A 14,006-nucleotide genomic window follows, 5' to 3' on the forward strand; every position below is an offset into this window, starting at 1 on the left:
ACTAAGGGTGTGCTTCTTTTTTTATATTCTCCCTTTCCTTTCATGAAGCAAACCAAATGCTCAACAGATCGATTAAAGCATGCCATCCAGTAACCAGACGATAGACTCATTGTTCCGGAAGTGTTCCGACATGTAAAATAATAGGGGATGCGAACGTTAATACCTATTTTTTGTAGTTAAGTGTGAGGACATCGCGAGATCAGCTAATGAAGCTCCAGGAAAGGCGGGGGAAGATGAACACATGGCAGGAAGATGCGCTGGAAGAGATGAAAAGCGCGATTCAAGCTTGGTTTGACGAACAGGAGAATCGAAAGGACGTGGAAAGCGCGGTTAAGCGCACTACACTGCAAATCGGCATCTTTAACGATGCTACCCTAGATTATCGGCCAGGCAGAACTATTGTTGACAGTTTGAATTTCGGGTGGGATGATGCGGACAAGAAGCCAATAAAGGCTGCACCTTTTACGAGGGAGCAGATTGTGCAGGAAGTTCAGCCGCTGCTTGCGGAATTCGTAAAGAAGAAGCTGGAGAAGCTGGAGACGTCGCCACTCATCGACTACCGGTTTACGATGAAGGGCAGCTTCGCTTCGACAGATGGTACTGTGGAATTATTGGTGCTGGAAACCGTAAATGCAGAGAAGCAGAGGCAGCTTCTGGCGCGTATTCATACCTACATCGAGAAAAAACTGGAGCAGGGTTCTTACCCGACCAAGCCGCTTGAAACCTTTTTTTTGACGCGCCATCTGCTCGATCCTCATTTATTTCAAGAATTGGAAGTTGGTAAGTTGATTGCTTTATTCGACCGAATTCAGGAGCTTAACAAAGAACGGATACAAGCGCTCTCAGAGCATCGTAGCCATATGATCCAAGCTTTGACCAGTTGGGCCGAGGAAGTATTCCTGCCGCGTTACATCGATATTACCCGTTCCGAATACAGGACCAATGTATATGAGATCAAGCCGGGTGCAGCTTTGGAAAACAAAAACGAGCCGAATCAGCCTATTGACCTTTTATTGTACGGCGCGGTGATGATTCTTCGTTATGAGCCGAGCTATAGCAAATCAAGGGGCCAGACGTATCTGGAGCTTGCCACGCAGCTTGGCAGCAGCAAAGCCAGTCGCATGCTGAAGGAAGGAAGCGGCAGCTTCTCGCAAGAAGATGTCCATATGCGCCATGAGTTGGCCGAATGCAAGGCGAATGATGTGTTTTCTCTCATTACGGTGGTGATTCGCAAGGAGGAAGCCCGTACGTACGAACGGGCGATATCGTTTATTCTCTCCCTGCTACGAAAGGGTTTTCCGAAAAGCTGCAAAATTAAACTGAAATCCAGCGTAAAATTGGTCTTGCCCGTGAAGGGGCTTGCCAAATCGGATACGCATCGTTTTTTTGCGAATGCACTGGCTTATACCGAACTGCATCCGTTACTGGAGGAATATGCTCGCGAGGCGATGGAAGAGTTTGAATGGTACGCAGATACGGAAGGCGAAAAAAGCGTAATGCCGGGCAGTTATGCCGTTTTCGGACTGGGACTTGCGGATGAGCGGTATTTTCCCCTCGTTGAAGATTACATGGCACTTGTGGATGATGAGCATCAGCTGGCACACGACAAGTTCACGGGCGTATTTGCTGAAACTCATGGGATAACCGAACGCTCGGCTCCGGCATTGGTTGCCTGTCTGCGTCGCTCACATGAATCGTTGAAGCTAAGGATTCAGCCGGAGCTCGAAAGCGAGGACAAGCTGTCCATGTTGGTGCAGCATATTGAGGCTTTGAAGGGTTGCGAAGCCGAGCGGGTGCTGTACCCGATCTGGGGCAAGACGGATAAGCTGGCTGCATTGGCTCGCAAGGCGCAAGAACCGCGCAAGGAGCTGCTGCTTCGTCTGCTAAAGACGGCGGGTAAAGCTTGACGGATTCACAAAAAGCTGGAAAAGCAGAACTATGCCATAGTTATTTTTTCTAAGAGGGATCGTATTGCAGCAGCTCTTTAACGACTTGATAAAGCAAGATGTAATGCCGTTTCTTTACAATCATTCGCTATACAAATTTCAAAAATCCTCTTGCCATAAAGCGTTAAGTCAGCATACGCTCCTACTTAGCTCCCATGTATCTATACAAAAACATGGGCATTCAGGTTAAGCAGGACATCCTGAATAAAAGCAGGTATAATAGGTAGGATATTCTTATGAGCAAGCAAGGTAAAAGAGGAGCGGATGTACATGATACAAATAACAATTCCAACGCCAGATGTGACTATACACAAGCAGAAAGAGCCTGAGTTAAGTCATATTTACGGTTTTACAGATTTCCATCTGATTTCGAGAGAAACAGGGGGGATCTTCATGTTCTACAATGAACGGGATGAGCTCCTGTTTGTCGGCAAAGCGCGTAAGCTCAGACCTCGGATCAAAAAACACTTTGAAGATACCGTATCCGTCATGAAAAATCACAGGAGCGAAGTGACCAAAATCGAGGTATGTATCGTGGAGGACCCTGTTCATAGAGAAATTTATGAAACGTTTATTATCAACGAACTCAAAGCCAAATACAATGTAGATAAAGTGCTATACAAGTAACGGTCGTTCAATACATTTGAGCCTCCTTTTGGGGCTCGTTTTTAATGTAAATGGTTAAGGTTGGCATCGCATGAAGCCAGCCTTTTTTGTGTTTTTTGCAAGTGTTCGATTTGTGAATTAGGGGGATGTCTATCAATTATCGTTGATTACTCCTATAGAAAACGATTGTATATATGACTATAATTGGAATCGTGCTTTTGTTTCCAGAATTGGAGGTGGAACATGAAAACCGGGATGACATGGAAGAGTATTGTTCTTATTATGGCTGTTGCATTGACTGTGGGATTATTGTTCACCTATTTAGCATCCAATCCCTTTTCACATTCTGCGAAATTAAAACGACAAGCACCAATAACGCTCTCATCTGAGGAGGAAACTGCAGGGGGAAGTGGAATGGAATCTGAAGCTTTAGATGAATTACGGGTTGGCCAAAGCCGCATACTTACGGATTCCGAGATTTTATCCTTGTGGGACGGAATAGATCCGCAATTTTCACCAGCCAATGCCGTTGCCGCTGTACAAAGCGCACTGTCGCGTAAGAATTTCGATCAACTGTTTCCTTACCGGATTGGCACGAAAGAATGGCATAACTTTGCCGCTGATCAAGCCTATTACCATGCAGATCAAACCGACTATTACTCTTATGACAACTTGATTGCGGCCATAATGGATGTCGCTAATATCAAGTATAAGGTTGAATACAGAGAGGACGATACAAGCAACAGCCGCGTATTTCGTTTAGATAAAGAAACAAAGACCGAAACGCTTATTTACCAAAACGCTAACTTTAACACACTCCCTAACAGGAAGATTCCGGTTTTATCGCAAACGGTTGATTTTGGCTCCTTTATCAAAGAAGGGTCTGACTTGGATCGAAAGCGAGAGCTGGCGGCATTCCTTGCCAACATTGCGCATGAAACGGGCGGAGGCGCGCCAACATCCCCTGGAGGACCGCTTGCTTGGGGGTTATATTGGAACGAGGAAATAGCTTATATGAACACCGATACGGTCAATTATGTTGAAGCAAATGACAACTTTCCGCCAGCAGAAGGCAAATCCTATCATGGCCGCGGGCCGATTCAGCTAAGCTGGAATTACAATTATGGATTGATAAGCGGAATTATCTATGGCACCAAAGATACACTGCTTCAACAGCCTGAGCTTATTGTGAATGACGGCAAGCTGGGCTTTATGACAGCACTCCTGTTCTGGATGACCCCGCAGCCACCGAAGCCCTCCGCTCATGATGTAATGGTGGGCAACTGGACGCCTGCTGAATCGGATATTTCTAAAGGATTAACACAGGCAGGCTTTGGCATCACCATTATGATTATTAACGGCAATCTGGAAGGCAACCTGGACGAAACCGACCGTCGCATTGGTCGCCGCGTTGGATTTTATCGTAAAATTACTTCTCAAATGGGGATTTCGATAGACGGGGAGAAAGTAGACACTGCAGGCATGAGTCCATTTTAAAACGAAGGCTGCACAGGATGGAATCCAAACAGCGACAGCTCAGGACGTAAAAAGGTCCTGGACTGTTGCTGTTTTATCTTTCTAATTGCAGATAAGTCCGTAAAGTTGAATCTGTCGCTTCCTGCTACACGGATTCCTGCATGTTGTAATAGATTAAAATGTGCGCATTCAAGCCATTTAGTAATTGATCAATTAATTAGTGATTGACCAATCACTAATTTCGTCATATGATAAGAATATTCCAATGAAACCTACAAGGAGCTGAACAAGATGAAGAAAGCAATCGTTATTGGCGCTACAGGAGGCACGGGCGCAGCGATTACAGAAGAGCTGGCGAAGCAAGGCATACCGACGATCGCCTTCGGACGTATGCGCAAGAAGCTGGATGAGCTGTCGGCACGAATAGGCGAATATGCGAACTTGTCGTTTGCGGAGGGTGATGCATTAAAGCCTGAAGACATCATCGCCGCGGCCCAGGACGCGGATGTGTTGTTTCATTGCGCCAACGTTCCGTACAACGTGATGGAGAGCAAGCTGATCCCGCTCGGGGAAGCGATTATGGAAGCGGCTAATCGGCTTGGCATTAACATCGTAGCCATTGACGGCATCTATCCGTACGGAAGAAGACAGACGGATCGGGTGGATGAGAATCATCCGAAGGAGCCCCATACGAGAAAAGGAAAAACCAGATTGCAATTTGAACATATGCTGTTCGACAGAGGAAGATGGTCCCGGTCCAATGTCATCATAGCGCGCTTGCCGGATTATTATGGTCCAACCGCTAATGCTGCATCGTATTTGGGCTCTACGCTAGAAGCGATAGCGGCAGGGAAAATGGCTTTTTTTATCGGCAATATGCGTACTCCACGCGAATACGTCTATCTTCCAGATGCCGCTGCCATGATCGTAGAGCTTGCCAAGCACGACCACGCTTACGGGCAGAACTGGAATATTCCTGGCACGGGTTTGATCTCAGGCCGCGACATTGTGCGTATTGCGCAGCAGGCTAGCGGAAATTCCAAAGCCGTCATTCCGCTGGGACGGATAGGTCTCTCCCTCATTGGCATGGGCGTTCCGGTCATGAAAGAAATCGTCGAGATGCTTTATTTGACGGAAGACCCTGTGGTATTAAGCGGGAAGAAGTATGAGCAGCATATCGGCCCGATCCGCAAGACCGCATTCGAACAAGGCATCGCGGCAACCATAAAATCGCTTCAAACCCCATAAGCTAGGGTCTAATCAGCAAAAGACCCTTTTATTTCAGCACTTGTAATTGGTTAATCAATTATATAGATTACTTTGCTGTACTATCTTTCAGACCATAATCAATACTAACGGATTGACTACAGTTCCACTAGCTGGTATGTTATTGAATGAACGTATTCTTATGTTTTGGAAGGAGGATGAAGCGATGTTGATGTTGTTAGTAGTTGGAGATGTATTAGTGAACCTGTCAACGAATGCGATTGCCGGCATGGTTCACAACTACAACAAACAGCTACCGGAGCTTTATCCTCCTATAGATCGTCACACTTTGCGCTCTTTGTCATAGGCAAAGTGTTCTTCGACGTATAGTTGGTTAACGCAAGATGCAGAAAAGCACCGGTTCGCTGGTGCTTTTTTTGTGCTTTCTCCGAGCTAAAGGGAGATATTGATGAAGCCAACATCCAAATATGAAATGATTCAACACATCCTGCAAAGCATCAAGCAGCCAGGATATCGATATAAACAAATTACAGAAGCGATTTTTAAGCAGAGGATCGGCGAATATGAACAGATGCATATGCTGCCCCAATCCTTGCGGCATGCCTTAATGGAACAGCTGGGCAATCGGGTGTCCTCTGTAACCCCGGTTTTGGAGCAGCGATCGGATCAGGCCAGCAAATTCTTATTCGCAATTGCGGGGAATGAACGGGTCGAAGCCGTCAGGTTAAGCTACAAGAGAGGATGGGATTCCTATTGCATATCATCTCAATGCGGCTGCGGATTCGGCTGCCGGTTCTGCTCCACCGGAACGATGGGGCTAAAGCGCCATCTCACCGTTGATGAAATTACCGATCAGCTCCTGTACTTTCATTTGAACGGGTATGCTCTGGACAGTGTAGCCTTTATGGGAATGGGAGAGGCGCTCGCCAATCCTAATCTGTTCGAAGCGCTGAGGGTGATGACCGATCCTCGTTTGTTTGGATTAGGCCAGCGCAGAATTACGGTATCTACCATTGGCATTCTGCCGGGGATACAACGTCTCAGACGGGAATTTCCGCAAGTGAACCTGACCTTCTCGCTCCATTCGCCGTTCGATGATCAGCGAAGTGCACTCATGCCGATTAACGACCGGTACCCAATCCGCGATGTCATGGAGGAACTGGATGAGCATATTCAGGAGACGGGGCGCAAAGTGTACATTGCCTATATCATGCTCAGAGGCGTGAACGACGGAGCGGAGCATGCTGAAGCTGTGGCAGAGCTGCTAAGAGGAAGAGGAGAATGGGAGCATCTGTATCATGTCAATCTGATCCCTTATAATGCAACGGAAGAGACGCCTGACTATGAGCAGTCTGACCGCGAGCGCGTCCGATTCTTTGTGCAAGTGCTGAAGGCCAAAGGCATTCAAGTTACAGTCCGAACGCAATTCGGCTCGGATATTCAGGCCGGCTGCGGGCAGCTTTATGGATTGGAGCCATCACGTACACCAAGGGAATCGTGCTGAATGGTTGGTTTCTGGTATACTTTAGGCAGGTTGTCTGCAGTAAAACACGCGGATTTCTGTCGGTAATCAGGCGCGAGCTGTTATGAATAGCTTGCCAGGAGAGGATGTGGTCCGAATGAAACGTTGGTTCTGGATCGGCAGCGGGCTTGTCGGTTTGACGTATGCCTTCCTGATCATTCGGGGATTAATGCAGGAAACCATAACGATTAGCAGCGTCTTGTTATTGACGCTCATGGCCGTCGCCGCCGTGTTGTTGTTATATGGACTGACGCAATGGATCAACCACATTCTTGACAAGCTGTACAAGAAACTGCTGCGCATGATGAAGTAAGATGCGAAGCCGCATTATTAAAAAAAAACCATAAAAGTGTCGATGGACTATACATGTGCTGCATCCGGCAGCATATCTGTATAGTCCTTTTTTGTGCTGATATGACCGCCTATATCGCCAAGTGAAAGTCAATTGGGAGGAATGGCTGGGTGTCAGCCCGGCATACGTTACTAGGAGGCCTTGGATTAAGGCGGCATGTTCCGTAAAAGGAAATCGGCGTCTCATGTAGAAGGTATTACGATTCCATCATCATTAGCGAGGTAGATCATGAATTTTCTAACGGAAGTCTATATCGATCATTTGGCCCCTAATGCAGGGGCGATGAAGAATGGCCGGGATTTGGTCAAAAAGAACAGTTTCCAGGTGCTGCGCATAACAGAAGATCGCACGCTCCTATTCGGCGAGTGCAAGGGCAGCGGCAAGGAACCGTACCGCTGTTCGGTCGATTTCATCCAGCAAGAGAGTCCTGTATCCCGCTGCTCCTGTCCGAGCAGGCAATTTCCGTGCAAGCATGCGCTTGGCTTAATGTACGCATTTGCTCTCGGGAAGTCCTTCGAGCAAGCCGAGATTCCTGCAGATATCGCGGATAAGCGTGAGAAGGCGGAGAAACGCGAGGAGAAGAAGAAGGAAGCCGAATCGTCAGAGGCGAGAGGAGAGGCTCCTCCAGTCAAACGGAAGGTGAACAAATCCGCTCTGAGTAAAAAGATGAACGCTCAAATCGAAGGTTTAAGCCTGTTGGAGAAGCTGGTGCTGCAGACCGTTCAGAATGGACTTGGCGGCATAGACAAGCAAACGATACGTTTGCTGGGAGATCAAGCGAAGCAATTAGGCAATTATTATATTCCGGGAGCGCAAGCGGAGCTAAAAGAGCTAGTGTTGCTGCTGACGGAGGAGGAAAATAGGGAAGCGGTATATTCCCGGGCTATGGAGCAGCTTATTCGTCTTCATGCGCTAGTGCGGAAGGGCAGAAGCTACTTGGAGCAGCGTCTCGCTGATCCGGATTCGCCGCAGGATACGGAGACGGCGCTGGAGGAATTGCTGGGACACGCTTGGCAGCTTGCCGAGCTCAGGGAGCTGGGCCGGGTGAAGCGGGATGCAGAGCTGCTGCAATTGTCCTTCTTGTCTTATACGGATACGGCGCGCGGCGAATATGTCGATGCCGGATGGTGGGTGGATTTGCAAGACGGTAACGTACATAGCACCAGGCATCTTCGCCCCTTCCGCGCTGCCAAAGCGATCAAGGAAGAAGATACGTTCCACGCTGTCGTGCAAACCGAAGAGCTGTTCCTCTATCCCGGTGACAGCAATGCCAGAGTACGGTGGGAGAAAGCGCAGCACCGTGATGCCTCGGATGCGGATTATCAAGCGGTGAAGACGCTTGCGGCAGCATCTTACTCCGATGTGGTGAAGGCCGTCAAGAACGGGATCAAGAACCCGCTGTCAGGCCGCAATCCCGTTAAGCTGGTCGCTTATGAGGCGATCGAGAAGACGGAGGATGGGTATGTCCTTCGCGATTCGCAAGACAAGTATCTTCCCGTTGTATCGACTATGACTACCGCTCCCCAGCGTCTCGAAGATATTCTGCCGCTGCTGCCGGCGGATGATCTGAAGAAACAGGCTGCACTAGTGATGTTCCGGCATGATGTCGATACCGGACGCCTGGAAGTCCAGCCCATGAGCATCATCACGGAGCGCCGAATCATTCGGCTGCTGTACTAGAGGAGAGAGAAACGATGAGTGTAGATCTGTTGCTTAATTTGCAGCAAGAGGTTCGCCGTCTGTTCGTTGCCGGCAGCGCACTGGCGGAAGGCGACTTGCGAATATCGAAGTTGGTGCCTGCTTTAAGAAGGATCGGTGAATCCGCTCCTGTCTTCAATCGTCTTGCGGATGCGGCGGATGGACTGCTGTCCGCGCCTCGCGCCGACAGTCCGGCGAAGCTTTTGGAGCTGTCGACACTGCTCAGCGCGATACTCCATACACAAGGTAAGTCGGATGTACAAGGAATCCCGCAGCCAGTTGAAAGCGAAGGGCTCCAATTAGCCACCGACTTGACGTATCGAAGGCTGTACCCTTTGCTTACGGCTCTTACCACGAAGGGTCAAGGGCGGCTGGAGCAGCTGCGCCAGTCTTACGAGGATCGAAGCTTCCTTGACTTGCGTGCGCTGTCAGCTGTATGCGGGGCGCTTGACGATGTGTACGCTGAGATTCCGGAGTTCGTACAGCAGAAGCTTATTCCTGAATTCGGGCTTGCGGCGGTTCCTGTCTTGTTGGCGGGGCTTGACCTTCAAGGCGGCAAGGGAGACGCGAGAAGACTCAAGCTGTTGTTTCAATTGCAAGGCGAATCGGTGCTTAAGCTTGTGAAGGAAGCGGGAAACTCTGGGGCGTTTGAGCTTAAAGTTGCGGCGATTGAGCTGCTTGGCGGTTATCCAGACCAAGAGGAATTTCTGCTGGAGCAGAGCGCTGAGAAGCGCCGTGAAATCCGCCAAGCTGCCTTCTACGCCCTCGCTCACCTGGGTTCACCAAGGGCAATCGAGCGCTTGCTTGAAGCCGCCAAGTCGAAAGGCGGAGAGCTTGTCATCGATCCGATCAAGTCTTGTGACGAGCTGGAGCTTCACAAGCGCATTATCATAGATGCAGAGCAAGAGCTCAGCCGTTGCCTGGAGCTGGAGGGAAAAGAACGCGTTACGGCAATCGGACAGCTGCACACTTATATCCGATGCCTGGAGGGCCGTGGCCAAGAGCTTGCTACAGAAGCTTATCCGCTTGTGAAGAGGCTGCTTCATACGGAAGCGTTCATCCAAGCCGACACTGAAGCTGTGCAGGAAACGGCCGCAGACCTGCTGCTTGAGCTGAACAGCGAGGCGGCCGACGCATTCGGCATCGAGCTGCACACTCGTTACAAGCGCAAGTTTATCGGCTACAGCTTCCGTGCTGCATACCGACGTTTGTCGCCTGCCGATCTGTATGACCGTTATGCTCAGGATTTGAAGGGACGCTCTGCTTCGGCTAAAAGTTTGCAGAGTACCATACAATCCATGATTGACGAGCAAGTGTATCAACAAGAAGACAGAATATATGTCGTGCCAAGCGATGCTTGGGATTCACGCTGGGTTCACGTCTTTGTCGAACAGGACATGACGGAACTGGTCTGTGCCTTTGCTCTTCAAGCCGATCGCGACATAACGTCTTATTGACTTCCAAACTGAAGGAACGCGCCAGATTTAACGATTATCAGACAATTATCGCGCTGACGGCCTTGTTCCGGCTTGACGACAAGAGTGCGCCTGAGCAGCTAATGGATATGCTTCGCAGACAGAACGGTCGCAATTTCTATTATCTAGACGAACGATTTCAGCGATTAATTGCTTTATTGCCGAAGTCCTATACGCCAGAACTGCGTGTCATTGCCGAAAATATGGCCTATGAATCTGTGAAAGAACAAATGATAGAGCTCGTCGAGGCGCTGGAAGCTGCGCCCGATGCAGCGGCAAGCGAGAGAGGGAGCGGGGTATGGGAATGGATCAAAAACAAAATGTCTTAAGATTGCCCGCGGAGAAGCTGTACGTGCATGAGCTGGAAGCGCTCCGCGAAACAGACAAAGCGGCGGAGAAGCCTGCGGGCTGGCAGCTGTCTCCGCGCGCTGTGCTGACCTTTATTACAGGCGGTCAGGCGGGAGACACGGTTATTACACCGAAGTATATCGGCAATAAACGGTTGGTCGAGATGGCGATTGCCACTTTGCTGACAGATAGAGCGCTGCTCTTGATCGGCGAGCCGGGCACGGCGAAGTCCTGGCTGTCGGAGAATCTGACCGCTGCGATCCATGGCGATTCGTCCAAGGTGGTGCAGGGGACGGCAGGCACAAGCGAGGAGCATGTTCGTTATTCCTGGAACTATGCGTTGCTGCTAGCGCAGGGGCCATCCGACCAGGCGATTATTCGCAGCCCGATCCTTCGCGCCATGGAAGGGGGAGGCATTGCCCGCTTTGAGGAAATCTCCCGCTGTGCCTCTGAAGTGCAGGACGCTCTAATCTCGATTCTATCGGAGAAGACGATTTCGATTCCAGAGCTGGGGCGCGAGGTGTCCGCTGAGCGGGGCTTCTCCATCATTGCGACGGCGAATACACGAGACCGCGGCGTCAATGAAATGTCGGCGGCCTTGAAGCGTCGTTTCAATATCATCGTACTGCCGGCTCCGTCCAGCATAGAGACGGAGATCGATATTGTGCGCAGACGTGTGAGCGAGATATCAGCAAGCTATGAGCTGCGCGCTTCGCAGCCGGACGAGGATGCGATCCGCAAAGTGGTGACGATCTTCCGCGAGCTTCGCAGCGGCGTGACGCTGGACGGCAAGGAGAAGCTAAAGTCGCCTAGCGGCGTCATCTCGACGGCTGAGGCTATCTCTCTCCTGACCGGAAGCATGGCGCTGGCTGGCAGCTTCGGCAACGGCCAGCTGACCGATGAAGATGTAGCGGCGGGTTTGCAGGGAGCGATCGTGAAGGATGATGCGAAGGATCAGCAGGTGTGGAAGGAATATCTCGACAATATTATGAAAAAACGGGGGTCCTCATGGCGAAGCCTGTACAGCGCTTGTACGGAGATGAACGGGTGAGTGACGCTTCGGGACCGCATTACTTCGGCATCCGGCATCTCTCCCCGGCAGGGTCGTATCATCTGCTCGCCTTGCTGAACAGCGTGAAGCCGACTGCAATCCTGATCGAAGGGCCCAGCGACGCAGGGGAGCTGGCTGCGCAACTGACATCGCGTGGCGTCGTACCTCCGGTTGCCTTGCTGGCCTACACGGATCAGCTTCCCGTTCGCACGCTGCTGTATCCGTTTGCCGACTATTCACCGGAATATCAGGCGCTCAAGTGGGCCAGGCGGAATAACTGCCATGCGGAATTCATCGATCTGCCTGCGGAGGTTTCGCTGGCGCTCGCCGATCGGAGACGCGCTCCGCAGACGGAAGCCTCTGGAGCGGATGAGCCGCAACTATCGACAGGCAGCTTATACAGCCGAATAGCAGAGCTCTCGGGTGAACCGGACTATGAATCGTATTGGGAGAGGCACTTCGAGCATAACCTGCAGCCGGATGCCTATCGGCGTGCCATCTTGCATTACTCGACCGAGATGAGAGCCCTTACGGAGGACGAAGAGCTTAGGCTGGCCCCGCAAGAATCGGCTTATAATGAGATACGCGAATCGTATATGAGGCGCAAAATTCATCACGCGGTTGCGAGCGGACATCTTCCCGAGAAGATAGTTGTGCTAAGCGGAGCGCATCACACACCGGCGCTTGCGCTGTCGCTGCGGCAATGACCGACGAGGAGCTAGCCAAGCTTCCGCGTGTGCGTGCAAAGATGACGCTGATGCCTTATTCCTATTACAAATTATCCTCGCATTCCGGCTACGGCGCCGGCAATCAGGCGCCTGCTTATTTTGAATTACTATGGCACTGCATGCAACAGGGCGAACTCGCTGCGCTGCCTGCGCTGTATCTGTCCTCCGTCGCTTCCCGGATGCGCGAGGAGGGGACCTGGCGGTCCACGGCTTCCGTCATTGAAGGCGTGCGAATGGCAGAAGCCTTGGCTGCGATGCATGACGGTATCCGGCCCACCTGGCGGGATCTGCGGGATGCGGCAACGGTGTTGTTCGGTTATGGCGAATATTCGGTCGTGGCAGAAGCGCTGGCGCGGACGGATATCGGCACCGCGATCGGCAGCTTGCCGGAAGGCGTCAGCCAAACTCCAGTACAGGATGACCTGAACCGCGAGCTCAAGCGGCTGAAGCTGGAAAAGTACAAATCGCTGGTGGCAGCCGATCTGGAGCTGGATCTGCGCGAGAACCGGAGAGTGAAGTCGGAGGAGTCCGCTTATCTCGACTTGAATCGCTCCGTCTTCCTGCACCGGTTGGCTGCACTTGGCATTCGCTTCGCCCGCAAGCAAGGCGTGAGGCAGAGCGACGCGACCTGGGCGGAGCATTGGGTGCTGCAATGGTCGCCGGAAGCCGAGATTGAGACGGTGGAGTCGACGCTGAAGGGCGAGACGATCGAGCTGGCTGCCGCGTACGTCATCCACGAGGAGCTGCTGGCATGCGCCGATATTGCGGCGGCGGCAAAGCTGATCCGCCGCTCCTGCGAATGCGGGCTGCCGCAGGTGATGGGACAGGCGACAAGCGCGCTGCAGCGGCTTGCGGTGGATGCAGGCAGCTTCGAGCAGATTGCCCAGACGGTCCACGAGCTGTCCGTCATGCTTCAATACGGTTCCATCCGCAGAGTCGATACCGCTGCACTGATTCCAATCATGCAGCAGCTCTTCTTGCGCGGAGCGCTGATGCTTCAAGAAGCGGCAGGCTGCAACGATGATGCGGCGGCTGGCATGATCGAAGCCATTCATCTGTTGAATACCGCTGCGCAGGAGCATTATGAAGAATTGGATGAGCAGCTGTGGGTTGAACAACTGCGCAGGCTCGCCGAGCGTGATGACCGCAATGCGAAGCTATCCGGCTATGCGTTCTCGATTCTGCTGGAACGCAATGCAGCCGGTGAGGAGGAGTGCGCGAAGGAAGTGTCCAGAAGGCTGTCCCCGGGCATCCCCGCCGATCTTGGGGCCGGCTGGTTCGAGGGAATATCCATGCGCAATCGGTATGCGCTGCTGTCAAGAACTTACTTGTGGCGGCAGCTGGATGCATATGTCGGATCGCTGGAGGCGGAGCCGTTCAAGCGGTCGCTCGTATTCCTGCGCAGAGCGTTCGGCTCGTTCGAGCCGAGAGAGAAGGCTGCAATTGCCGAGATGATGGGCGATTTGTGGGGAGTCAGCGCAGAATCGGCAGGCGTCCGGCTGCAGCAGCCGCTTAATGAACAAGAGAAGGAGAGTCTCGATGAACTTAACGACTTTGACTTTGGAGACTTGTAGACG

General features: G+C 51.5%; 13 protein-coding genes. All 13 read left to right on the plus strand.

The features are described 5' to 3' along the window. Nucleotides 1–233: 233 nt before the first annotated feature. The 13 genes from D3P07_RS17530 (at nt 234) to D3P07_RS17580 (ending at nt 14,003) form a co-directional block, all read left to right on the plus strand. Nucleotides 234–1,907, plus strand: a complete 1,674-nt coding sequence (locus D3P07_RS17530; protein WP_119801539.1) for a DUF6138 family protein — start codon at nt 234–236, stop codon at nt 1,905–1,907. 309 nt (nt 1,908–2,216) lie between these two features. Next, a complete protein-coding gene (locus D3P07_RS17535) occupies nt 2,217–2,573 on the plus strand; it encodes a nucleotide excision repair endonuclease (protein ID WP_119801540.1) in 357 nt (118 codons plus the stop codon). Between the two features lie 222 nt (nt 2,574–2,795). Beyond that, on the plus strand, nt 2,796–4,049 hold the full coding sequence (locus D3P07_RS17540) for a chitinase (RefSeq protein WP_119801541.1): 1,254 nt from the start codon (nt 2,796–2,798) through the stop codon (nt 4,047–4,049). Between the two features lie 270 nt (nt 4,050–4,319). Then, nucleotides 4,320–5,276, plus strand: coding sequence for an SDR family NAD(P)-dependent oxidoreductase (locus tag D3P07_RS17545; RefSeq protein WP_119801542.1), 957 nt, complete (start codon nt 4,320–4,322; stop codon nt 5,274–5,276). A 184-nt stretch (nt 5,277–5,460) separates the two neighbouring features. Next, nucleotides 5,461–5,601 carry a hypothetical protein gene (locus tag D3P07_RS27125; RefSeq protein WP_182914383.1) on the plus strand — a complete coding sequence of 47 codons (141 nt, stop codon included), beginning with the start codon at nt 5,461–5,463 and terminating at the stop codon, nt 5,599–5,601. A gap of 102 nt (nt 5,602–5,703) precedes the next feature. Beyond that, complete coding sequence (locus D3P07_RS17550) at nt 5,704–6,759, plus strand: Cfr family 23S rRNA (adenine(2503)-C(8))-methyltransferase (RefSeq protein ID WP_119801543.1); 1,056 nt, start codon at nt 5,704–5,706, stop codon at nt 6,757–6,759. Between the two features lie 115 nt (nt 6,760–6,874). Then, a complete protein-coding gene (locus tag D3P07_RS17555; protein WP_119801544.1) occupies nt 6,875–7,090 on the plus strand; it encodes a hypothetical protein in 216 nt (71 codons plus the stop codon). Between the two features lie 267 nt (nt 7,091–7,357). Further along, complete coding sequence (locus D3P07_RS17560; protein WP_119801545.1) at nt 7,358–8,809, plus strand: SWIM zinc finger family protein; 1,452 nt, start codon at nt 7,358–7,360, stop codon at nt 8,807–8,809. A gap of 14 nt (nt 8,810–8,823) precedes the next feature. Next, nucleotides 8,824–10,284, plus strand: a complete 1,461-nt coding sequence (locus D3P07_RS17565) for a HEAT repeat domain-containing protein (RefSeq protein WP_119801546.1) — start codon at nt 8,824–8,826, stop codon at nt 10,282–10,284. Beyond that, nucleotides 10,281–10,631, plus strand: coding sequence for a hypothetical protein (locus D3P07_RS17570; RefSeq protein ID WP_119801547.1), 351 nt, complete (start codon nt 10,281–10,283; stop codon nt 10,629–10,631). The genes D3P07_RS17565 and D3P07_RS17570 overlap by 4 nt, the downstream gene beginning before the upstream one ends. Further along, on the plus strand, nt 10,607–11,701 hold the full coding sequence (locus D3P07_RS17575) for an AAA family ATPase (RefSeq protein ID WP_119801649.1): 1,095 nt from the start codon (nt 10,607–10,609) through the stop codon (nt 11,699–11,701). The genes D3P07_RS17570 and D3P07_RS17575 overlap by 25 nt, the downstream gene beginning before the upstream one ends. After that, entirely contained in the window at nt 11,659–12,408 is a 750-nt protein-coding gene (locus tag D3P07_RS27805; RefSeq protein ID WP_310732560.1) for a DUF5682 family protein, read from the plus strand. Before D3P07_RS17575 ends, D3P07_RS27805 begins: the two co-directional genes overlap by 43 nt. Next, on the plus strand, nt 12,405–14,003 hold the full coding sequence (locus tag D3P07_RS17580) for a DUF5682 family protein (RefSeq protein ID WP_310732561.1): 1,599 nt from the start codon (nt 12,405–12,407) through the stop codon (nt 14,001–14,003). Before D3P07_RS27805 ends, D3P07_RS17580 begins: the two co-directional genes overlap by 4 nt. Nucleotides 14,004–14,006: the final 3 nt, after the last annotated feature.

This window comes from Paenibacillus sp. 1011MAR3C5 (assembly GCF_003591485.1).
Lineage (GTDB): Bacteria > Bacillota > Bacilli > Paenibacillales > Paenibacillaceae > Pristimantibacillus.

Excerpts from the sequence above, each read along its gene's own strand:
- D3P07_RS27125 (WP_182914383.1), top strand. The coding sequence starts at position 5,461 with ATGTTGATGTTGTTAGTAGTTGGAGATGTATTAGTGAACCTGTCAACG.
- D3P07_RS17560 (WP_119801545.1), top strand. The coding sequence starts at position 7,358 with ATGAATTTTCTAACGGAAGTCTATATCGATCATTTGGCCCCTAATGCA.
- D3P07_RS17535 (WP_119801540.1), top strand. The coding sequence starts at position 2,217 with ATGATACAAATAACAATTCCAACGCCAGATGTGACTATACACAAGCAG.
- D3P07_RS17545 (WP_119801542.1), top strand. The coding sequence starts at position 4,320 with ATGAAGAAAGCAATCGTTATTGGCGCTACAGGAGGCACGGGCGCAGCG.
- D3P07_RS17555 (WP_119801544.1), top strand. The coding sequence starts at position 6,875 with ATGAAACGTTGGTTCTGGATCGGCAGCGGGCTTGTCGGTTTGACGTAT.
- D3P07_RS17530 (WP_119801539.1), top strand. The coding sequence starts at position 234 with ATGAACACATGGCAGGAAGATGCGCTGGAAGAGATGAAAAGCGCGATT.
- D3P07_RS27805 (WP_310732560.1), top strand. The coding sequence starts at position 11,659 with ATGGCGAAGCCTGTACAGCGCTTGTACGGAGATGAACGGGTGAGTGAC.
- D3P07_RS17550 (WP_119801543.1), top strand. The coding sequence starts at position 5,704 with ATGAAGCCAACATCCAAATATGAAATGATTCAACACATCCTGCAAAGC.
- D3P07_RS17575 (WP_119801649.1), top strand. The coding sequence starts at position 10,607 with ATGGATCAAAAACAAAATGTCTTAAGATTGCCCGCGGAGAAGCTGTAC.
- D3P07_RS17580 (WP_310732561.1), top strand. The coding sequence starts at position 12,405 with ATGACCGACGAGGAGCTAGCCAAGCTTCCGCGTGTGCGTGCAAAGATG.
- D3P07_RS17540 (WP_119801541.1), top strand. The coding sequence starts at position 2,796 with ATGAAAACCGGGATGACATGGAAGAGTATTGTTCTTATTATGGCTGTT.
- D3P07_RS17565 (WP_119801546.1), top strand. The coding sequence starts at position 8,824 with ATGAGTGTAGATCTGTTGCTTAATTTGCAGCAAGAGGTTCGCCGTCTG.